An 18,963-nucleotide genomic window follows, 5' to 3' on the forward strand; every position below is an offset into this window, starting at 1 on the left:
CCTACTTATAACGAGAGAACGATATGCTCGATTCCAAACTGTTACGCGGCCAACTTCAGGAAGTGGCGGATCGCCTGGCCTCCCGTGGCTTCAGCCTGGATGTCGCGCGCATCGAATCACTGGAAGAGCGCCGCAAGGCAGTGCAGACTCGCACCGAGCAGCTGCAAGCCGAGCGCAACGCCCGTTCCAAGTCCATCGGACAGGCCAAGGCCAAGGGCGAAGACATCGCGCCATTGATGGCCGACGTCGAGCGCATGGCCAATGAACTGGCTGCTGGCAAGACCGAACTGGACGCCATCCAGGCCGAACTGGACGGTATCCTGCTGACCATCCCCAACCTGCCGGACGCCAGCGTGCCGGTCGGTGCCAGCGAAGACGACAACGTCGAAGTGCGCCGTTGGGGCACGCCGAAGGCCTTCGACTTCGAAATCAAGGACCACGTCGCCCTGGGCGAAGTCAGCGGTGGCTTGGACTTCGAAGCCGCTGCCAAGCTGTCTGGCGCCCGTTTTGCCGTGCTGCGTGGCCCTATCGCCCGTCTGCACCGCGCCCTGGCGCAGTTCATGATCAACCTGCACACCGGCGAGCACGGCTACGAGGAGCACTACACCCCGTACCTGGTGCAGGCCCCGGCCCTTCAAGGCACCGGCCAGCTACCGAAGTTCGAGGAAGACCTGTTCAAGATCACCCGCGAAGGTGAGGCGGACTTCTATCTGATCCCGACCGCCGAAGTGTCGCTGACTAACCTGGTGGCCGGTGAAATCCTCGACGCCAAGCAGCTGCCGCTGAAACTGGTTGCCCACACGCCGTGTTTCCGCAGTGAAGCCGGTGCTTCCGGCCGTGACACCCGCGGCATGATTCGCCAGCACCAGTTCGACAAGGTCGAGATGGTGCAGGTGGTAGAGCCGGCCAAGTCGATGGAAGCCCTGGAAGGCCTGACCGCCAACGCCGAGCGCGTACTGCAGCTGCTGGAGCTGCCATACCGCGTGCTGGCCCTGTGCACCGGCGACATGGGCTTTGGCGCCGTCAAAACCTATGACCTGGAAGTGTGGGTGCCGAGCCAGGACAAGTACCGCGAAATCAGCTCGTGCTCCAACTGCGGCGACTTCCAGGCGCGCCGCATGCAGGCCCGCTGGCGCAACCCGGAAACCGGCAAGCCAGAGTTGGTGCACACCCTTAACGGTTCTGGCCTGGCCGTCGGCCGTACCCTGGTTGCCGTGCTGGAAAACTACCAGCAGGCTGATGGTTCGATCCGGGTGCCGGAAGTGCTGAAACCGTACATGGGCGGCGTCGAGGTCATCCGCTAAATGGATTACCTGCCGCTGTTCCACAAGCTGCAAGGCGGCCGTGTGCTGGTCGTCGGTGGCGGTGAGATCGCTTTGCGCAAGGCGCGCTTGCTGGCGGATGCCGGTAGCGTGCTGCGCGTGGTGGCGCCGGATGTCGACGGCCAGTTGGCCGCGTTGGCCCGGGAAGGTGGCGGTGAGGTGCTGGTGCGTGGCTATCAGGCCGCCGACCTGGTCGGCTGCCGGTTGGTGATTGCGGCGACCGACGATCCTGGGCTGAACGCCCAGGTGTCGGCGGATGCGCAGGCCCTTAGCCTACCAGTCAATGTGGTGGACGCACCGGCCCTGTGCACGGTGATCTTCCCGGCGATTGTCGACCGTTCACCCTTGGTGATTGCGGTTTCCAGTGGCGGTGACGCCCCGGTGCTGGCGCGGTTGATTCGCGCCAAGCTGGAGGCCTGGATTCCGTCGGCCTATGGTGAGCTGGCCGGGCTGGCAGCGCGTTTCCGGCACAAGGTGAAATCCTTGTACCCGGACGTCAACCAGCGCCGGGGCTTCTGGGAAACCGTGTTCCAGGGGCCGATTGCCGAGCGCCAGCTGGCTGGGCAGGGCGCTGAGGCCGAACGCCTGTTGCAGGCGATGGTCGACGGCGCGCCGGTGCAGCAGGGGGGGGAGGTGTACTTGGTAGGTGCGGGCCCGGGTGATCCGGACTTGCTTACCTTCCGTGCCTTGCGCCTGATGCAGCAGGCTGACGTGGTGCTTTACGACCGCCTGGTGGCCCCCGCGATCATCGAGATGTGCCGGCGTGATGCCGAGCGTATCTACGTGGGCAAGCGTCGCGCCGACCATGCCGTGCCGCAGGATCAGATCAACCGTCTGCTGGTCGATTTGGCTCAGCAGGGCAAGCGTGTGCTGCGGCTGAAAGGTGGCGATCCGTTTATCTTCGGCCGGGGTGGCGAAGAGATCGAAGAGCTGGCCGAGCATGGCATCCCGTTCCAGGTGGTGCCGGGCATTACTGCGGCCAGTGGCTGCTCCGCCTATGGCGGGATTCCGCTGACTCACCGCGACTACGCTCAGTCGGTACGCTTCGTAACCGGCCACCTTAAGGATGGCACCAGCAACCTGCCGTGGAATGATCTGGTAGCGCCGGCACAGACCTTGGTGTTCTACATGGGGTTGGTGGGGTTGCCGACCATCTGTGCCGAGCTGATTCGTCATGGGCGGGCGGCCAGTACGCCGGCTGCGTTGGTTCAGCAGGGCACTACGCGTAATCAGCGGGTGTTCACCGGTACCCTGGCGGATTTGCCGGAGCTGGTGGCGCGGCATGAAGTGCATGCGCCGACCCTGGTAATTGTGGGGGAAGTGGTGCAACTGCGTGAAAAGCTGGCCTGGTTCGAAGGGGCGCAAAACAGCTGATATCGTTGGGGCTGCAAAGCAGCCCCGGCTATCTCAAGCCTGCCAAATCCCTTTACCTGCGAGCCGCTCCCGATCATGTGCCAGGCTGAAGTCTTGCAACGGCCCTTTGGGCACGATCCCGGTCGGGTTGATGGTCTTGTGGCTCATGTAATAGTGCTTCTGGATATGCTCCATATCCACCGTGCCCGCCACCCCAGGCCACTGATACAGCTCGCGAAGCCAGTTCGACAGGTTGTGATAGTCGCTCAGGCGGCGCAGGTTGCACTTGAAGTGCCCGTGGTACACGGCATCGAAGCGCACCAGCGTGGTAAACAGGCGCACATCGGCTTCGGTCAGGTATTCACCTGCCAGGTAGCGATTGCGGCTTAGCACGTCTTCCAGATAATCCAGCTCATTGAACACATCGTCGAACGCCGCTTCGTACGCCTCCTGCGTGGTGGCAAAGCCTGCACGGTACACGCCGTTGTTCACGGCCGGGTAGATGCGCTCGTTTAGTGCTTCGATGGTGGGGCGCAGCGGTTCGGGGTACAGGTCCAGTGTATTGCCGGTCAGCTCGTTGAACGCGCTGTTGAAGATGCGAATGATTTCCGACGATTCATTGTTGACGATGCGCTTCTCTTTCTTGTCCCACAGCACGGGTACAGTCACGCGGCCGGTGTAGTGCGGGTCATCCTGGGTGTAGCGCTGGTGCAGGTACTGTAAGGCGTCGAGGTGGTCGCCCGTGGAGCCTTGCTGCACATCGAAGGTCCAGCCGTGATCCTGCATCAGCCAACTGACTACCGACACATCGATCAAGGGCTCCAGGCCTTTGAGGGCGCGGACAATCAGGGTGCGGTGGGCCCATGGGCAGGCCAGCGAGACGTACAGGTGGTAGCGGCCGGCCTCAGGGGCGGGCAGTTGGTTACGGCGTTGGGCGTTTTCGCGTTTGAACGTGCCGTCCTTGCCGTTTTCATACCACTGATCATGCCAGCGGCCGTCGATCAAAAGGCCCATGAGTGAGCTCCTCGGAACAAAGTTGTTTGTCGTTGGAGCCCAGTCTAGGCCAAATCGTTCGAATAAATAGCGCAAATAACCGGGGGTTATGATCGGTTAAATCGATTTGTTGCGTGTGTCCCAATAGCCTTGGGCGGTTGTGAAGGCCTGCTCGCGGTCCTGCCCCAGGCCACGCAGGGCCAGGGCCATGGTGGCGATCAGGGCCTTCTCGCCATAGCTGTCTTCAACTTCGCCCCGCCAGAACGCCAGCAAGTGTTCGGCTTGCAGGCTGGCTGGTTTCACATGACGGCGCTCACTCAGCGCTGGCCACTCTTCGTCCCACGCTTCGCCTGCCGTGGTGCCGTACAGGTGGCTGATGACATCGGGGTTTACTTCGATCTCGCCGCCATCGCCCTTGATTACCACCGCATGGTCGCCCAGCAGGCGGCTAGCCTCGCGGTGCACGGCCTGGTAACCGGGGTGGAAGATACTTTGCAGGCCACAGCGTGCGCCCAGCGGGTTAAGCACACGCGCCAGTGAGTGGATGGGTGAGCGCAGGCCCAGGGTGTTGCGCAGGTCGATCATGCGCTGCAATTGTGGCGCCCAGTCGTGCAGCGGAAAAAAAGCCAGCTGATGCTGGTCGAGGGCGCTGCCGACAGCGGCCCAGTTGCGGCACAGCGGGATTTGCAGCAGGTCGAGCAGTTGCTCGGAGTACATGCGCCCGGCGGTGTGTGCGCCGCCACCGTGCATCAGGATGCGCACGCCGTTGCCGGCCAGGCATTTGGCCGCCAGCAGGTACCAGGGCAGGTGGCGCTTTTTGCCGGCGTAGGTGGGCCAGTCCAGGTCTACCGCAATGCTCGGCGCGTGCAGGTGGGCGCGTAGCGCTTCGGTGAAACCCGCCAGCTCTTCGGCGCTTTCTTCCTTGTGGCGCAGCAGCATCAGGAAGGCACCCAGCTGGGTGTCTTCGACCTTGCCTTCCAGCAGCAGGGTCATGGCTGCGCGGGCCTCTTCACGGGTCAGGCCACGCGCGCCGCGTTTGCCTTTGCCGAGAATGCGCACGAATTCGGCGAACGGGTGTTCGGCCGGGGTTACCAGGGTAAGTGGGCGAGGTTCGTTCATATGCAATTGGTCGGCTTGGGCAGGCCCGCCAGCTTGGCGGCAAGTTTGGCGGGGGTGCCGTTGAACAGGCGATTCAGGTGGGGGCTGTTGCCCTTTTCCGGGCCCAGCTTCAGGGCTGTGTACTTGATCAGCGGGCGTGTGGCTGGAGACAGCTGGTACTCCTGGTAGAACTGGCGCAGCAGTTCGAGGATTTCCCAGTGGTCAGCGGTCAACGGGATGCCCTCGCGCTCGGCCAAGGCCTCGGCGGCAGCGTGGGACCAGTCTTGCAGGTCGACCAGGAAACCGTCCTTGTCCAGGGCGATCGCCTGATCGCCGATGATGAGGTTATTCATAGCCAGCTGTTGACCTTGTCGTAGTGCAGCGACAGTTCGACGAACCCGGTGTAGTCCACGGACTTGGCCAGGTCGTTGCCGACTGCGCGGGCCTGCACGTCTTCTTCCAGGGCGTACAGGCGCTGGGCCAGGCCGGCAGCTTGCAGCAGGTGGTGCGGCTCGCTGCCGCTGCGCAAGGCATACACCGCATCGCCGCACAGCAGCAGCGCGTCGTCGGCACCGAGCAGGCGCAGGCAGCTGGCCAGTCGCTCGTCGCCGAACGGGGAGTGGGCAATTACATGCAGGGTCGTCATCAGAGCGTTACCACCTGGTCGAAACGGGCGATCAGCACTGTTAGCGCTGCGTCATCGAGCACTTGCACCGGCATTGCCAGGGTGTCGGCTGCCAGGCCGCGGCGGGTGAGGCTGTGGCTACAGGCAAACAGCTCTTCAATACCGAACATTGGTAGTGCTTGCAGGTTGGCGGCCAGGTTCTTCTGTTGCACGGCGGTGGGTTGCTGGTCGGGCGCAAGTTGGAACACGCCATCGTCCAGGAACAGCATGCCCAGCGGCAGGTCGAACGCGCCGCCGGCCAGGGCGATGTCCAGTGCTTCACGGGCAGATGGGCCGTTCCACGGTGCCTGGCGGCTGATGATCAACAAGGACTTGGCCATTTCAGTCGCCTCCGAAGCAGACAAGGCGGTCGGCAACTTGTGCCGCTTCATGCAACTGGCCTAGGCCCGAAAGTTCCCAGGGCTTGGGCAGGTTTATGGCCGGGCGCTGGTAGCGGCTGGCCTCGGCCTCGTCGAGCACGCCACGGCGCAGGGCGGCGGCGATGCATACCACGGCGTCCAGCTGGTTGGTTTCGATAAAGGCGCGCCACTGGCCAGCCACGTCGAGTTCGTCCTGCGGGGCGACCACGTTGGCCGAGGCACTGTGTACCCCGTCCTGATAGAAGAACAACCGGGCAATCTCATGCCCGCCGGCCAGTACCGCCTCGGCATAGCGCAAGGCGCGCCGCGAGGAAGGCGCATGGGCCGGAGAGAACACCGCGATAGCGAATTTCATGGGTAACTCGTGCAAAGGAATGGTGCCATGATAAAGCAAAAAAGCCCGCGCCCGCTTGTGCATGGCGGGGCGGGCTTTCTGTCAGGCCTGAAAGGCTCAGGCGTCTTCCTTGCTCTCCGGCAGGAACCAGTTCAATACCAGGGCACAGATACCGCCCGTTGCTACACCCGACTCCAGCACATTGCGAATCGCAGCCGGCATATGCGCCAGGAATTCCGGCACCTGTGCCACACCCAGGCCCAAGGCCAGCGAAACCGCAATAATCAGCAGTGCGCGGCGGTCCAGCCGAGTGCTAGCCAGAATATTGATCCCCGAAGCAGCAACCGCACCGAACATCACCATGGCCGCACCACCCAGCACCGGCTCCGGCACCGCCTGAATCACCCCGGCAACGCTCGGGAACAGGCCCAGCAGTACCAGCATCACGGCAATCCAGATACCGATATGGCGGCTGGCAATACCGGTCAGCTGAATCACGCCGTTGTTCTGCGCAAAGATCGAGCTGGGGAAGGTGTTGAACAGGCCAGCCAGCAGTGAGTTGGCCCCGTTGACCAGTACGCCGCCCTTGATCCGCTGCATCCACACCGGCCCTTCGACCGGCTGGCGCGACACCTTGCTGGTGGCGGTAACGTCACCGATGGCTTCCAGCGACGTCACCAGGTAAATCACCAGCATTGGAATGAACAGCGCCCACGAGAAGCCCAAACCAAAGTGCAGTGGCGTAGGCACCTGGAACAGCGCGGCTTCATGCATGCCAGTGAAGTCCAGGCGGCCCATGTAACCGGCCAACGCATAACCAACCGCCAAGGCGATGACGATGGCGCAGCTGCGCATCCACACCACCGGGACGCGGTTGAGGATCACGATTATCGCCAGTACCACGCCCGACAGCAGCAAATTATCGCCATTGGCGAAGGTGCCGTTGGCCATGGCGCCAAAGCCGCCACCCATGCTGATCAGGCCGACCTTGATCAGCGTCAGGCCGATCATCAACACCACGATGCCGGTCACCAGCGGGGTGATAAGACGCTTTACGAAGGGCAGGATGCGCGAAACGCCCATCTCCACGAACGAGCCTGCGATCACCACGCCGAAGATAGCCGCCATCACGCCTTCTACCGGCGTGCCTTGCTTGACCATCAGCGCACCGCCAGCAATCAGCGGACCGACGAAGTTGAAGCTAGTGCCCTGGACGATCAGCAGCCCGGCGCCGAACGGCCCGAAGCGTTTGCACTGGACGAAGGTGGCAATCCCCGAGATCACCAGCGACATGGAAACGATCAGGTTGGTATCACGCGCCGAAACACCCAGCGCCTGGCAGATCAGCAGGCCAGGGGTCACGATTGGCACAATGATCGCCAGCAGGTGCTGCAGGGCCGCCAGCAGGCCGATCACCAGCCGTGGCTTGTCTTCTAGGCCAAGCACCAGTTCGTTGGCAGGCGCCGCCGCGCCTGGGCTGTGTTCGTGTGAGCTCATTGCTGGAAGCTGCCCCGGAAGAAAAAAGGAGCGCATTCTACGGGGTGATGGCGGATTGCGGTAGAGAAAAGCACGATGACGGCATGATCGGCGACCATGCGCCTAATTATCTGACTTTTTGGTCAGTTATTGGTTGTGCTTTCCGGGGCTTGGTAGCGCCCACAAAAAAGCCCGCCGAAGCGGGCTTTCTCGCACATTCATCAATCAGTCATCACGGCCCATGATGCCGAACAGCTGCAGCAGGCTGACAAACAGGTTGTAGATCGACACATACAGGCTGATGGTTGCCATGATGTAGTTACGCTCGCCACCATGAATGATCGCGCTGGTCTGGAACAGGATGCACACCGACGAGAACAGCACGAAGCCAGCGCTGATCGCCAGTTGCAGGCCGCTGATCTGGAAGAAGAAGCTGGCCACGACAGCACCCAGCAGAACGAAGAAGCCAGCAGTGATGAAGCCACTGAGGAAGCTCATGTCCTTGCGGGTGATCAGCACATAGGCCGACAGACCACCAAACACAAGCGCAGTCATGGCAAACGCGGAGCTGACCACTTCAGCGCCACCGGCCATGCCCAGGTAGCGGTTGAGGATCGGGCCGAGGATGAAGCCCATGAAGCCGGTGAGGGCAAAGGTAGACACCAGGCCCCAGGCCGAATCACGCAGTTTGTTGGTGAGGAAGAACAGCCCGTAGAAGCCGATCAGCACCACGAACACGTTCGGGTAGCCGACGCGCATCTGCTGGGCGACGAAGGCCATGACACCGCTGAAGGCGAGGGTAAGTGCCAGCAGGCTGTACGTGTTGCGCAGGACCTTGCTGATCTCCTGCTGCTCGACCTGCTGGCCGTGGTGTACGGCGTAATCCTGTTCGCGCATGGCGACACTCCTTGGTAAAACCTGTGGTTTCGAACGTTCAGATGCTAGGAGTCTATCAGAGCTCCCGCAACCCGCGACACAGAGAGTTTGACAGCGTGTTTCATTACGGTATTATGGCGGCCGCAAAACGAGCTGGAAGCGTGGCCGAGTGGTTTAAGGCAACGGTCTTGAAAACCGTCGATGGGCAACTATCCTAGAGTTCGAATCTCTACGCTTCCGCCATATTCAAAGCCCTGATTATTCAGGGCTTTTTGCGTTTTTGGGATACGGATTTTCAGTCTCGATAGGTACTCCCATTTCCGCATTTTCACTACCGTTTCCGCAACCTCCTACCTGCAGCCTGAGAATTGTACGATTTTCAGTCGGCGCTGGAGGTGAGACGCCCCCGCGGTGGTGCCCATTACGGCCTTGTAGTGGTCTACTAACCCCGGACACCTTTTTAGGCGAAAATGGTCGCCACACAGAGGTGTTCGATGAGCAGACAACGACGTACTTTCACCCCCGAATTCAAGCGCGAGGCAGCCGGCCTGGTGCTCGACCAGGGCTATAGCCTTACTGAAGCCGCCCGGTCGCTCGACTTGGTTGAATCGGCGCTGCGCCGCTGGGTGAATCAACTCCAGTCAGAACGTGGCGGTGCTACGCCAACGAGCAAGGCGCTGACCCCCGAGCAGCAGAAGATCCAAGAGTTGGAAGCTCGGATCAACCGGCTGGAACGGGAGAAATCGATTTTAAAAAAGGCTACCGCGCTCTTGATGGCCGAGGAACACGAGCGCTCGCGTTGATTGATCAGCTCCGCCGCGAGGAGCCTGTCGAATTACTCTGCTCGGTGTTTGAAGTCACTCGCTCGTGTTACTACGCGCATTGCCATAAACGGCGATCTCCGGACGTTGCGCGACTGGCACTGCGCGTTCGGGTTAACGAGCTATTTACACAGAGCCGTAGTGCCGCAGGTAGTCGAACCATCATGTGCATGATGCGCCAAGAAGGCATTCAGATCGGCCGCTTCAAGGTGCGCAAGTTGATGCGCGAAATGAAGCTGATCAGTAAGCAACCGGGTTCACATGCCTACAAGAAGGCCACAGTAGAGCGCCCTGACATCCCGAACGTGCTGGAGCGCGCATTCGATGTTACGGCACCGAATCAAGTATGGTGCGGCGACATCACGTATGTGTGGGCTCAAGGCCAGTGGCACTATGTGGCGGCAGTTATCGACCTTTTTGCACGTCGCATGGTGGGTTGGGCGTTTTCACCCAAACCGGACAGCGAATTGGTCATCAAGGCGCTGGACATGGCGTACGAGCACCGCGGGCGGCCGCAGAATGTACTGTTTCACAGTGATCAGGGCAGCCAGTATGGCAGCCGAGCTTTTCGTCAGCGGTTGTGGCGTTACCGCTTCAAGCAAAGCATGAGCCGCAGAGGTAATTGCCTGGACAATGCGCCTATGGAGCGTTTGTTCCGCAGCCTGAAAACGGAGTGGGTGCCAAGTGTGGGCTACATGAGTGCTGCGCAGGCACAGCAGGACATCGGCAGGTTTCTGATGCAGCGCTACAACTGGGAGCGACCGCATCAGTTCAACGGTGGGTTACCTCCGGCGATTGCCGAGGAAAAACTTAATCCGGTGTTCGGGATTAGTTGACCACTACAATCATTGTCTTGCTGACGCTGCTCTTGGGGCTTGCTGTAGACCTTGATCCAGGCGTAAAGGCTGTGCACGGACATGCCCAGGCGCTGGGCGACCTCAGCGACAGGCTTGCCTTTCTCGGTCACTTGCTTGACCGCTTCGATCTTGAATTCTTCAGGGTAACGCTGACGACTCATGGCACCTCCTATTTGGGCCTCATTATGAGGCTTGGAGGTGTCTACGAAACCAGGGGCGATTCAATGCTGACCATCTCCAACAACGTGCATCTGCCGGATGCCGAAATCGAGCTGACCTACATCCGTGCGCAAGGCGCGGGTGGGCAGAATGTCAACAAGGTGTCCAGCGCCGTGCACCTGCGCTTCGACATCCCGGCCTCATCGTTGCCCGAGTTTTACAAAGAGCGGCTGCTGGCGCTGCGGGACAGTCGCATCACCGGTGACGGCGTGTTGATCATCAAGGCCCAGCAATACCGCACGCAGGAGCAGAACCGTGCTGACGCATTGGCGCGTCTTGCCGAGTTGGTAATCGCTGCCGGCAAGACCGAGAAGAAACGCCGCCCCACCAAGCCGACCCTCGGCTCGAAGACCCGCCGCCTTGAAGGCAAAGCCAGGCGGAGCACCGTCAAGGCGGGGCGGGGCAAGGTGGAGTTTTAGTGCCGGTGGTGGAACGTTGCTGACAAGTGTCGGTATCGCCTGAGTGAACAATGACAGTGGCTGTTGGTTGGGGCCATGGGGCTGCTAGGCAGCCCATCGCAGGCAAGCCACCGAGATTGCGTCTTGCCAGAAGGTTTCGCCGATCACTTGATCAGCGGCACACCACTCAACGTCTGCAACTCGTCAAAGTCGATATCCGCACAGATCTCGACCACTTTCAGCCCTTCTGGCGTCACTTCCAGCACAGCCAAATCGGTGTAGATGCGGCTCACGCAACCAATACCCGTCAGCGGATAAGTGCACTCAGGTACCAGCTTGCTTTCGCCGGTCTTGGTCAGGTGGTCCATCATCACGAATACCTGGCGGGCGCCGGTGGCCAGGTCCATTGCGCCGCCTACGGCCGGGATCGAACCTTCGGCACCGGTGTGCCAGTTGGCCAGGTCGCCCTTCACCGACACCTGGAAGGCGCCCAGTACGGCGATGTCCAGGTGGCCGCCGCGCATCATCGAGAACGAGTCGGCATGGTGGAAGAAGGCACCGCCAGTCAGCAGGGTCACGTGCTGCTTGCCGGCGTTGATCAGGTCATCGTCTTCCTCGCCCGGCGCCGGGCTTGGGCCCATGCCCAGCAGGCCGTTTTCACTGTGCAGGAACACTTCCTTGTCGCCCAGGTAGTTGGCCACCAGGGTGGGTGCGCCAATGCCCAAGTTGACGTAGGCACCTTCCTGAATGTCTGCGGCCACGCGTTGGGCCATCTCGGTGCGGGAGAGCTTTTTGGTGATGGTCATGGCAGGCCTCAGACAGCGTTGGCGATCGAAGAAGCGGCAGCACCGGTAACGGCGACCACGCGCTGGACGAAGATACCCGGAGTGATGATGTGTTCCGGGTCCAGTTCACCGAGTTCGACAACCTGGTCGACCTGGGCGATGGCGGTCTTGGCGGCCATGGCCATGATCGGGCCGAAGTTGCGGGCGGCCTTGCGGTAGGTCAGGTTGCCCCAGCGGTCGCCCTTGTGCGCCTTGATCAGCGCGAAGTCGGCGTGCAGCGGCATTTCCAGCACGTACATGCGGCCGTCGATTTCACGGGTTTCCTTGCCTTCGGCCAGCAGGGTGCCGTAGCCGGTCGGCGAGAAGAACGCACCGATGCCCGAACCCGCTGCGCGGATGCGCTCGGCCAGGTTGCCTTGCGGCACCACTTCCAGCTCGATCTTGCCGGCGCGGTACAGTTCGTCGAACACGTAGGAGTCGGACTGGCGCGGGAACGAGCAGACCACCTTGCGCACGCTGCCCGCCATGAGCAGGGCGGCCAGGCCGATCTCGCCGTTACCGGCGTTGTTGCTGATGATGGTCAGGTCGCGGGCACCGGTGGCGATCAGGCCGTCGATCAGCTCGGACGGCATGCCCGCCGTGCCAAAGCCACCGACCATGATGGTCGAACCGTCGGTAATCCCTTCCACCGCGCTGGCGATGGACTCGTACGTTTTATTGATCAAGGCGAGCTCCTGGTTGTTCCTGGAGTTGTGGTTGTCGGGCTGGCCGGAGCGCATGACGCGATGGGGCCTGTCAGCGCTTGAAATTACTTGCTGACTTTCGCTATAGCGTGCCGCAAGATAGGGCAACAGTAGAGGGGGTTTGGCTGAATTTGTGCGATTATCGAACTGTTGTGCGATGTGCGAGCAGTTTCGGAAACTATTTGCCCCACTAAAATTGAACGTGTTATCCCTTTGTTGTTGCCCCTCGCTGGTGCGCTCTGCGCTTCTCTGCCACGGTTCTGCACTGATCAAGTGCAAACAGCTCGCGAAATCACCGAATAATCACCCCAGCCGCGTTGGCGTGCGACTTGCTATCAAATTGCCATTCGATGTCGCGTATGGTGAAGATAATGTCGCTTTCCAGTGGTTCGATGCAGTTGTCGTCGCGTGAGAAGGGCTGGCTGCCGTGGTTTGGTAAAACCGGCAAATTCAGCATGGGCTGGGCCTGCCGCCTTAACCGGGCCAGTTACCCGCAGCTCGAGCAAACCTTCGAAGCCATCGCCCACACCCGTGTGCAGTTGCTGCATGAGTGGGCGTGCGAGCAGTGGGAGCATCTGGCCGAGCTGGCCGATCAACTGGCGCCCGGGCTCGCTCAAGTCGATAGCGCGATGTTGCGCAGCACGCTGGCCCAGGCCGAGGACTTTTCCGAACTGTTTGTCGTCGATGCCCACGGCACTGTCATCGCTTCGACCTGGCCCCAGCGTGGCACGCCGCGTATCGAGCATATGTCAGCCCTGGCACAAGGGCTGAAAGCCCCCTTCCTGCACGGGCCCTACAGCGACCCGCTGACCTTGCAGATCGGCCCGTCATCCTCGCGCTTTCACGACGAAGTCACGCTGATGTTCTACCAGCCCCTCAGGTACGCGGGCAAAGTGCTCGGTTGCCTGTGCGGCCGGGTGCCCAACGACGTGCTGGGCGATCTGATCCAGCGCGAGGCCGGGCATATTTACCCCGAGTCGGGTGACAACTACCTGTTCATGGCGCAATCGCGCTTCGACCTTGCCATTCAGCCTGGCACCGCGCTGTCCCGCTCGCGGTTCGAAGACGCCACCTTCACCCATGGCGAAAACCTCAAAAGCGGCGTGCGCACGCCCTGGACCACGGTGCAGGTGCAGCGCCATACCGAACTGGAACTGCGCTTCACCGACCCCTCCACGCGGGAACTGCACCCTGGCGTAAGGGAGACGATAAGGCGTGGTGAAAACCTGTTCGTGACCTACCCCGGTTATTCGGATTATCGCCACGTGCCGGTGGTGGGCAAGGGCGTAACGTTCCAGTTGCCGGGCTCACTCGACCGCTGGGGCATGATGTGCGAGGCAGACCTGGAGGAGGTCTACCGCAGGCGCTCGCTGAGCTACGGTTTGATGAAGCCCTATGTGGCGATCATGGCGGGCCTGTTCGGCTGCAACTACCTGGTGCAGCACTGTGCAGGCCTGCCGCAAGGGCTGAACGACGCGATCGAGGCCGCGAGCATGCTCGGCGCCACGTTGCTGTTCGGTGTGCTCGGGCCCAAGCGCCTGGCGGCCAGGCTGAATGGCATGAGCGGCGTGCTGCGCACCATCGCCGAGGGAGAAGGCAACCTGCGCCAGCGCCTGGACACCAGCACCTTGGCCAACGACGAAAGCGGCGACATGGCGCGCTGGATCAACAGCTTCATCGACCGCCTGGACGCGGTGGTGGGGCAGGTGGTCAAGGCCAGCCGTACCGTCGGCAGCACCAACCAGATGATGCTCGGGCGCAGCCAGGAAGCCAGCGTGAGCTCCGCCGATGTGGCCGACGCCGTGCACCAGATGATGATCATCATGGAAGAGCAGCTTGGCGAGTTGCAGCAGGCTTCGGTCAGTGCCGAGCAGATGAAGCAGGCCATGGACGAAGTGGTCAGCCGCGCGCGCGAGCAGTACCTGGCGGTGCAGGCGGGCACGCAGTCGATCCGCGATGTGGTGGCGCGCTCGTCGTCCAGTGTGCAGCGGCTCGACAGCCGCATGGTCGAGATCGACAACATTACCGGGTTGATCAGCGAAATCACCAACCAGACCAACCTGCTGGCGCTCAATGCCGCCATCGAGGCGGCGCGCGCCGGGGAGCATGGCCGTGGCTTTGCAGTGGTGGCCGACGAAGTGCGTAGCCTGGCCGCGCGTACCTCGCGTGCCGCCGACGATATTCGCCATATGGTCGAAAGCCTGCAGGGCGAAACCCGTCAGGCCGTAAGCTTCATGGAGCAGGGCGTGCAGGACGTCGACAACAGTCTGCGCCTCGCCGAGGACGCCTCTTCGGAAAATGTGCAACTGCACCAGGCGGTGGAGGGCATGTTCGCCATCATCCAGCAGCTCAACCGGCGCAGTGTGGAATACGGCAAGACCATCGACCAGGTCAACCAGTCCTCCAGCGAGATGCGCCAGACAGCAGTGGTGCTGCAGAGCAGTGCGCAGAAGGTGAAAGTGGATGCCGGCAAGTTGCAGAAGCTGGTGGGGCAGTTCGAAGTCAGCGATGATGGCGCACGGGGCGCTGTCCCGATCTCTGCTTAGTACACCTGGAAGACTACATGAACAAACTGATCCTCCCTGTCGCCATCTTCGTAAGCGTAATTGCCGCTGGGAAGGCATCCGAGCACTTCGGCCTGGAAGGGGGCTGGAAAATAGGCGTGTTGTGTCTGGTGGCAGGTGCTGTTCAAATCGTGGTGACGCGTTTTCAACGCGCACCCCGCAAAAACGCTCAATCGTAAGCCCTGGACATCACTCGTGCGCACGCACAAAGCGCACCTCGCATCAGGGCAATGCCTAATGCACGCCTGCTTCAGGCATCATGCAGCAAGCCCCATTCCAAAAGCTGAACCCGCCAAATGTCAGAATCCACCAACCCCAATCGCGCCATCTACGACCTGGACATGCTCCGCACCGTGGTCATGGTGGCCGACTGCGGCAGTTTCACCACCGCCGCAGCCCGCCTGCATTCCACCCAGTCCACGGTCAGCCAGAAGGTGCGCCGGCTGGAGGAACTGGTCGGCCAGCAACTGCTAGACCGCAGCAACCGCGAAGTGCACCCGACCGACGCCGGTGAAACCCTGCTGCGTTACGCACGGCATTTGCTGGCGGTGAGTAATCAGCTGACCGAGGCCATGTCGGGTGGGGTGACGGTGACCGTGCGCATCGGCCTGCCGGACGATTTTGTCGCGGGCAAGACGATGCAGGCGTTGGCGGCGTTCAACCGGCGTAATCCGACGGTAAAGCTGGAAATTACCGGTGGCCTTAGCCGTGACCTGATGAGCACCTATGATCGGGGCGAACTGGACCTGGTGTTGATCAAGCAACGGCGGCACAGCCGTGAGGCCAATGCTTGCCAGCCAGAGCGTATCGAGTGGATCGACAGTGCGCAGTACCCGTGCTTTGCCCAGGACCCGATTCCGCTGGTGACCTTCCCGCCGCGTGGGCTGTACCGCGATGACATGATCAGTGCGGTCGAGGCCATGGGGCGCAGTTGGCGCATTGCATTCACCAGTTCGAGCCTGGCAGGGATTCAGGAGGCGGTGGCCAATGGGCTGGGGGTGAGCCTGTTGCCATCGCGGGTGGTGACGGCGGGGCATCGGGTGCTGGGGGTGGAAGAAGGATTCAAGCCGATCAAAGTGTTTGAGGCGGCGATTTTTCATCGGCCTACGGCGGATCCGATGGTTATGGCGTTGGCCGAAATTCTGATAGGTATTTTGCGGGCAGAGGGAGAGTAAATCTTGGTCTAGTGGCTGTCAGTCAGGGCCATGGGGCTGCATGGCAGCCCCAGGATTTTTGCCTGTCAGTGGCGGCGTAGTTCGGCAGCAAACTGCGCAGCCTTCAACTGCAACTGCGCAGGCCCGCCCCAGAACGCCCCGTGGCGCACGATCACCCGCTCATGAATGGCAGCCGCCACCGCCGCAGCGGCATTCGGTGCCTTGAACAGGATGAAGCTGGCTTCATTACCCACCTGCAAGCCGTAGTCCTGTTTACCCATCACGCCGGCACCCGCCTCGGTCGCCATGTGCAACGCTACCCGCAGTTCCTCGTCGGTGTTGAAGCCTGAGCGGTAGCTGACCAGCATAGCCCGTTGCAGCATGTCGCCGTTGCCGTAGGGCCACCAGGCATCCTGGATGTTGTCGTTGCCGGTAAACACCCGCACGCCGCCGTTACGCAGGCGCAGGACGGGAGGAAAAGCATGCTCGCCGGGGGCGTTGGTCATGATGGAAATGCCGGCGCCAGCCAGCACTTCGGCGGTGCGGTCGACCACGGCATCGGATACGTCGCCCAGCCCATAGGCGTGGCTGACCGCCACCAGGCCTTGCATGCCCAGTGCCTGGGTGCGGGCGGCGATGCGTTCGAGTTGGGCGATACAGATATCGCCAGGCTCATGCAGGTGGATGTCGACCTTCACGCCATGTCGGTCGGCGATGCCGAACACGATGTCGAGCTGGCCATCGGCATCGCCATCAAGGGTGGTCGGGTCGATGCCGCCGACCACCTGCACGCCTTCGCGGATGGCCGCTTCCATCACTTCAGCAGTGCCGGGGCAGGTCACCACGCCGGCCTGGGGGAAGGCCACCAGTTGGATGTCGAGCAGGTCTTTCCACATGTCCCGGGCTTCGAGCATGGCATGCAGGTTGGTAAGGCCGGTGGTGGCGTCCACGTCCACATGGCAACGCATGGCCAAGGTGCCAAACGAGGCAGCCTGGCGCATCAGCGCATCGGCGCGCTCGACGATGGGCGGGGCGCCGGCCAGTTCGCGTTTTTCCACGGCCAGGCGTTCGCGCAGGCTGGCCACGGGTTGGTGCGGGTGCCAGCGGTCACCGACGAAGCTTTTGTCCAGATGGATGTGGCCATCGACAAAGCCCGGCAGCGCCAGCAGGCCTTCGAGGTCGATGGTTTCGCGGGCGGGCGTGCTGGCGCGTTGCGGGCCGATGTGGCTGATGCGGCCATTGCTTACGGCAATGTTCAGAGGCAGGCCATCGGCGTCGATGGCGTTGATGAACTCACGGTCGTTCATGGTTGGGCCTTTTTTACTAACGGCTTGGGTGACGTACCACGGTAGGGCGGATGCGGGCATGTCTCCAATTAATTATCAGGATCGACAGCAGTGCGTTTCTGGATACAGGCAGTGGAGGTTGGCCTGCATTAAAAAGCCCACTGAAGTGGATTCCGATAATTAACTTTCAAAGCCTTCGATCTCGGCACAGGATTGATCGCGTGACCCGTCCGACCGCTTGCTGCGGCGTGTTCCGGGCACGTCATCACACACAATAAAAACAAATGCCGTGTCGGAGTCCTTCCATGATCAATGATTCCAAGCTGCTGCGTGCCGCCTTGATTTTCATTGCCTGTACTTCATTCATCGTCTGTGGTGTGCAACCCATTTTCATGGGGTTGGTCACGGAACAACTGAGCCTGTCGCTCGATCAGCAGGGCTGGGTGCTGTCAGTGTCGTACTACATGGCGCTGATCACCACCAACGACCCGACCGGCAAGCTGACGCCGCTGGTCAGTATTACGTTGATGGGGGCGGCAGCCGCGACGCCGGCACTGATTACCACGCTGGTGGAGGGCTCAAACCAGCAGTTGATATTCCTGTTGGGGACGGGGGCGCTGGTCATTGCCTTTGCTGTGACGTGCCTGGGGGTAGGGAGCAAGGGGTTGCGCAGCAAGGTGGCTTGCTGAGCGTCGCCCCTGATACAGCGACTGCCAGGCTTCAGCCCCTGGCAATGGGCTCCGGCAAGCCTTTCACGCCTGGGTTCAATGCGAACACGCCGCCGGCCAGTGGCTGGTCGCTCAGATCGATGCCTTGTGGGCAAATCGACGTCACGAACAGCGTATCCAGCTGCGGGCCGCCGAATGCGCACATGGTCGGTTTCTTCACCGGTAGCGGCAGAGCGCGGTCCAGTTTCCCTTCGGGGGTGAAGCGCAGTACCTGGCCGGCATCGATCGCGCAGATCCAATAGCAACCTTCGGCATCCACCGCGGCCCCGTCCGGTCGGCCGGCGTGCTGGTTCATGTCGACGAAGATTCGGCGGTTGTGCGGTGTGCCGCTGTCGATGTCGTAGTCGAAGGCCCAGATCAGCTGGACGCTTGGGTGTGAGTCGGAGATATACAGTGTTTTGCCGTCCGGGCTGAAGGCCATGCCGTTGGGCACGATCAGCTTGTCCAGTCGTGCTTGCAATGGGTTTACCGTTGCGTCTGCCGTCGCGTCATATCGGTAAAGTGCTCCCACCGGCTCGGCGCCCATGTTTGTTTGCATCGTACCGGCCCAAAAGCGCCCTTGGCGGTCACAGCGCCCGTCATTGAAGCGCATGCCGGGCCTGGCGTGTTCGACACTGGCACGTTTGTCGGCCAGCAGGCGGCCGTCTGCCTGAGGGGTGAGGTGGAAGATCCCGCTCTCCTGGGCTCCCAGCCAATGGCCTTGGTGGCTGCGGACAATGCAGCCCAGCATTTCGTCTGCGGTCCAGTGAGTTGTCTGGCCGTCTATCTGCCAGCGGTGCAGACGACCTGCCGGTATATCCACCCAGTACAAGGCATTTTCCTGCGGGTGCCAGACCGGGCTCTCGCCCGTGGCATTGCGTACGTCGATGATCAGTTCGGCTGTCATGGAAGCAGTCTGCGCTCTGTCAGGGT

19 protein-coding genes, 1 tRNA gene and 2 pseudogenes are annotated in these 18,963 nt (G+C 61.6%); 9 read left to right on the forward strand and 13 right to left on the reverse strand.

Annotated elements, in window-relative coordinates; translation table 11 throughout:
• Positions 1-23: 23 nt before the first annotated feature.
• Positions 24-1,304, forward strand: a complete 1,281-nt coding sequence (gene serS / locus D8767_RS10900; protein ID WP_016711493.1) for a serine--tRNA ligase — start codon at positions 24-26, stop codon at positions 1,302-1,304.
• Positions 1,305-2,696 carry a siroheme synthase CysG gene (cysG, locus tag D8767_RS10905; RefSeq protein WP_016711492.1) on the forward strand — a complete coding sequence of 464 codons (1,392 nt, stop codon included), beginning with the start codon at positions 1,305-1,307 and terminating at the stop codon, positions 2,694-2,696.
• Positions 2,697-2,729: 33 nt separating this feature from the next.
• On the opposite strand, the gene D8767_RS10910 is transcribed toward cysG, so the two are convergent.
• From D8767_RS10910 to D8767_RS10950, 8 genes are all read right to left on the reverse strand, one after another.
• Entirely contained in the window at positions 2,730-3,689 is a 960-nt protein-coding gene (locus tag D8767_RS10910) for a glutathione S-transferase family protein (protein ID WP_016711491.1), read from the reverse strand.
• Positions 3,690-3,785: 96 nt separating this feature from the next.
• Positions 3,786-4,787 carry a glycosyl transferase family protein gene (locus D8767_RS10915; RefSeq protein ID WP_016711490.1) on the reverse strand — a complete coding sequence of 334 codons (1,002 nt, stop codon included), beginning with the start codon at positions 4,785-4,787 and terminating at the stop codon, positions 3,786-3,788.
• The gene (locus D8767_RS10920) at positions 4,784-5,119 is read right to left on the reverse strand and encodes a TusE/DsrC/DsvC family sulfur relay protein (RefSeq protein WP_016711489.1); all 336 of its coding nucleotides are present in this window, start codon (positions 5,117-5,119) and stop codon (positions 4,784-4,786) included. The genes D8767_RS10915 and D8767_RS10920 overlap by 4 nt, the downstream gene beginning before the upstream one ends.
• The gene (gene tusB / locus D8767_RS10925) at positions 5,116-5,412 is read right to left on the reverse strand and encodes a sulfurtransferase complex subunit TusB (RefSeq protein WP_016711488.1); all 297 of its coding nucleotides are present in this window, start codon (positions 5,410-5,412) and stop codon (positions 5,116-5,118) included. Before tusB ends, D8767_RS10920 begins: the two co-directional genes overlap by 4 nt.
• Entirely contained in the window at positions 5,412-5,771 is a 360-nt protein-coding gene (gene tusC / locus D8767_RS10930) for a sulfurtransferase complex subunit TusC (protein WP_016711487.1), read from the reverse strand. Before tusC ends, tusB begins: the two co-directional genes overlap by 1 nt.
• Position 5,772: 1 nt before the next feature.
• Positions 5,773-6,165 carry a sulfurtransferase complex subunit TusD gene (tusD, locus tag D8767_RS10935; RefSeq protein WP_016711486.1) on the reverse strand — a complete coding sequence of 131 codons (393 nt, stop codon included), beginning with the start codon at positions 6,163-6,165 and terminating at the stop codon, positions 5,773-5,775.
• Between the two features lie 96 nt (positions 6,166-6,261).
• Positions 6,262-7,641 (reverse strand): nucleobase:cation symporter-2 family protein, encoded by a 1,380-nt coding sequence (locus D8767_RS10940; protein WP_016711485.1) that lies wholly within the window; start codon positions 7,639-7,641, stop codon positions 6,262-6,264.
• A gap of 204 nt (positions 7,642-7,845) precedes the next feature.
• On the reverse strand, positions 7,846-8,517 hold the full coding sequence (locus D8767_RS10950) for a Bax inhibitor-1/YccA family protein (protein ID WP_003251184.1): 672 nt from the start codon (positions 8,515-8,517) through the stop codon (positions 7,846-7,848).
• 134 nt (positions 8,518-8,651) lie between these two features.
• On the opposite strand from D8767_RS10950, the gene D8767_RS10955 reads away from it, so the two are divergent.
• A tRNA-Ser gene (locus D8767_RS10955) sits at positions 8,652-8,739 on the forward strand.
• 251 nt (positions 8,740-8,990) lie between these two features.
• Positions 8,991-10,153 (forward strand): IS3 family transposase gene (locus tag D8767_RS10960; protein ID WP_121757726.1). Its coding sequence is split into 2 segments (ribosomal slippage): positions 8,991-9,246 and positions 9,246-10,153, totalling 1,164 coding nucleotides; the frame shifts between segments, so codons are not numbered across the junction.
• Here the strand turns inward: D8767_RS10960 and D8767_RS10965 are convergent.
• Positions 10,147-10,335, reverse strand: a pseudogene (locus tag D8767_RS10965) (transposase); the annotation flags it as partial. The gene D8767_RS10960 and the pseudogene D8767_RS10965 sit on opposite strands and share 7 nt — an antisense overlap.
• Before the next feature lie 63 nt (positions 10,336-10,398).
• Here D8767_RS10965 and arfB point away from each other — a divergent pair.
• Positions 10,399-10,812 (forward strand): alternative ribosome rescue aminoacyl-tRNA hydrolase ArfB, encoded by a 414-nt coding sequence (gene arfB / locus D8767_RS10970; protein ID WP_016711483.1) that lies wholly within the window; start codon positions 10,399-10,401, stop codon positions 10,810-10,812.
• A gap of 143 nt (positions 10,813-10,955) precedes the next feature.
• Here the strand turns inward: arfB and D8767_RS10975 are convergent, their stop codons facing one another.
• Positions 10,956-11,597 carry a 3-oxoacid CoA-transferase subunit B gene (locus D8767_RS10975; RefSeq protein ID WP_016711482.1) on the reverse strand — a complete coding sequence of 214 codons (642 nt, stop codon included), beginning with the start codon at positions 11,595-11,597 and terminating at the stop codon, positions 10,956-10,958.
• 8 nt (positions 11,598-11,605) lie between these two features.
• Positions 11,606-12,301 carry a 3-oxoacid CoA-transferase subunit A gene (locus D8767_RS10980; protein WP_026020319.1) on the reverse strand — a complete coding sequence of 232 codons (696 nt, stop codon included), beginning with the start codon at positions 12,299-12,301 and terminating at the stop codon, positions 11,606-11,608.
• A gap of 1,904 nt (positions 12,302-14,205) precedes the next feature.
• Here D8767_RS10980 and D8767_RS29585 point away from each other — a divergent pair.
• The 3 genes from D8767_RS29585 to D8767_RS10995 all read left to right on the forward strand — a co-directional run bounded on the left by D8767_RS29585 (position 14,206) and on the right by D8767_RS10995 (position 16,058).
• Positions 14,206-14,865: a methyl-accepting chemotaxis protein gene (locus D8767_RS29585; protein ID WP_371104840.1), complete on the forward strand. Its 660-nt coding sequence runs from the start codon at positions 14,206-14,208 to the stop codon at positions 14,863-14,865.
• A gap of 17 nt (positions 14,866-14,882) precedes the next feature.
• Entirely contained in the window at positions 14,883-15,062 is a 180-nt protein-coding gene (locus D8767_RS10990; protein WP_016711479.1) for a hypothetical protein, read from the forward strand.
• 117 nt (positions 15,063-15,179) lie between these two features.
• Positions 15,180-16,058, forward strand: a complete 879-nt coding sequence (locus D8767_RS10995; protein WP_016711478.1) for a LysR substrate-binding domain-containing protein — start codon at positions 15,180-15,182, stop codon at positions 16,056-16,058.
• Positions 16,059-16,123: 65 nt separating this feature from the next.
• Here D8767_RS10995 and D8767_RS11000 read toward each other — a convergent pair whose 3' ends face one another.
• A complete protein-coding gene (locus D8767_RS11000) occupies positions 16,124-17,344 on the reverse strand; it encodes an amidohydrolase family protein (RefSeq protein ID WP_016711477.1) in 1,221 nt (406 codons plus the stop codon).
• 404 nt (positions 17,345-17,748) lie between these two features.
• Between D8767_RS11000 and D8767_RS11005 the strand changes: the two are divergent.
• Positions 17,749-18,012: pseudogene (locus D8767_RS11005) on the forward strand (MFS transporter); the annotation flags it as partial.
• Between the two features lie 31 nt (positions 18,013-18,043).
• Here the strand turns inward: D8767_RS11005 and D8767_RS11010 are convergent.
• A complete protein-coding gene (locus D8767_RS11010; RefSeq protein ID WP_016711475.1) occupies positions 18,044-18,937 on the reverse strand; it encodes an SMP-30/gluconolactonase/LRE family protein in 894 nt (297 codons plus the stop codon).
• Positions 18,938-18,963: the final 26 nt, after the last annotated feature.

Origin of the sequence: Pseudomonas sp. LTGT-11-2Z (assembly GCF_003691445.1) — a bacterium.
In the GTDB taxonomy this organism is placed as follows: domain Bacteria; phylum Pseudomonadota; class Gammaproteobacteria; order Pseudomonadales; family Pseudomonadaceae; genus Aquipseudomonas; species Aquipseudomonas monteilii.

Coding starts and splice junctions, on each gene's coding strand:
- serS (WP_016711493.1), top strand. CDS start 24: ATGCTCGATTCCAAACTGTTACGCGGCCAACTTCAGGAAGTGGCGGAT.
- cysG (WP_016711492.1), top strand. CDS start 1,305: ATGGATTACCTGCCGCTGTTCCACAAGCTGCAAGGCGGCCGTGTGCTG.
- D8767_RS10910 (WP_016711491.1), bottom strand. CDS start 3,689: ATGGGCCTTTTGATCGACGGCCGCTGGCATGATCAGTGGTATGAAAAC.
- D8767_RS10915 (WP_016711490.1), bottom strand. CDS start 4,787: ATGAACGAACCTCGCCCACTTACCCTGGTAACCCCGGCCGAACACCCG.
- D8767_RS10920 (WP_016711489.1), bottom strand. CDS start 5,119: ATGAATAACCTCATCATCGGCGATCAGGCGATCGCCCTGGACAAGGAC.
- tusB (WP_016711488.1), bottom strand. CDS start 5,412: ATGACGACCCTGCATGTAATTGCCCACTCCCCGTTCGGCGACGAGCGA.
- tusC (WP_016711487.1), bottom strand. CDS start 5,771: ATGGCCAAGTCCTTGTTGATCATCAGCCGCCAGGCACCGTGGAACGGC.
- tusD (WP_016711486.1), bottom strand. CDS start 6,165: ATGAAATTCGCTATCGCGGTGTTCTCTCCGGCCCATGCGCCTTCCTCG.
- D8767_RS10940 (WP_016711485.1), bottom strand. CDS start 7,641: ATGAGCTCACACGAACACAGCCCAGGCGCGGCGGCGCCTGCCAACGAA.
- D8767_RS10950 (WP_003251184.1), bottom strand. CDS start 8,517: ATGCGCGAACAGGATTACGCCGTACACCACGGCCAGCAGGTCGAGCAG.
- arfB (WP_016711483.1), top strand. CDS start 10,399: ATGCTGACCATCTCCAACAACGTGCATCTGCCGGATGCCGAAATCGAG.
- D8767_RS10975 (WP_016711482.1), bottom strand. CDS start 11,597: ATGACCATCACCAAAAAGCTCTCCCGCACCGAGATGGCCCAACGCGTG.
- D8767_RS29585 (WP_371104840.1), top strand. CDS start 14,206: ATGGACGAAGTGGTCAGCCGCGCGCGCGAGCAGTACCTGGCGGTGCAG.
- D8767_RS10990 (WP_016711479.1), top strand. CDS start 14,883: ATGAACAAACTGATCCTCCCTGTCGCCATCTTCGTAAGCGTAATTGCC.
- D8767_RS10995 (WP_016711478.1), top strand. CDS start 15,180: ATGTCAGAATCCACCAACCCCAATCGCGCCATCTACGACCTGGACATG.
- D8767_RS11000 (WP_016711477.1), bottom strand. CDS start 17,344: ATGAACGACCGTGAGTTCATCAACGCCATCGACGCCGATGGCCTGCCT.
- D8767_RS11010 (WP_016711475.1), bottom strand. CDS start 18,937: ATGACAGCCGAACTGATCATCGACGTACGCAATGCCACGGGCGAGAGC.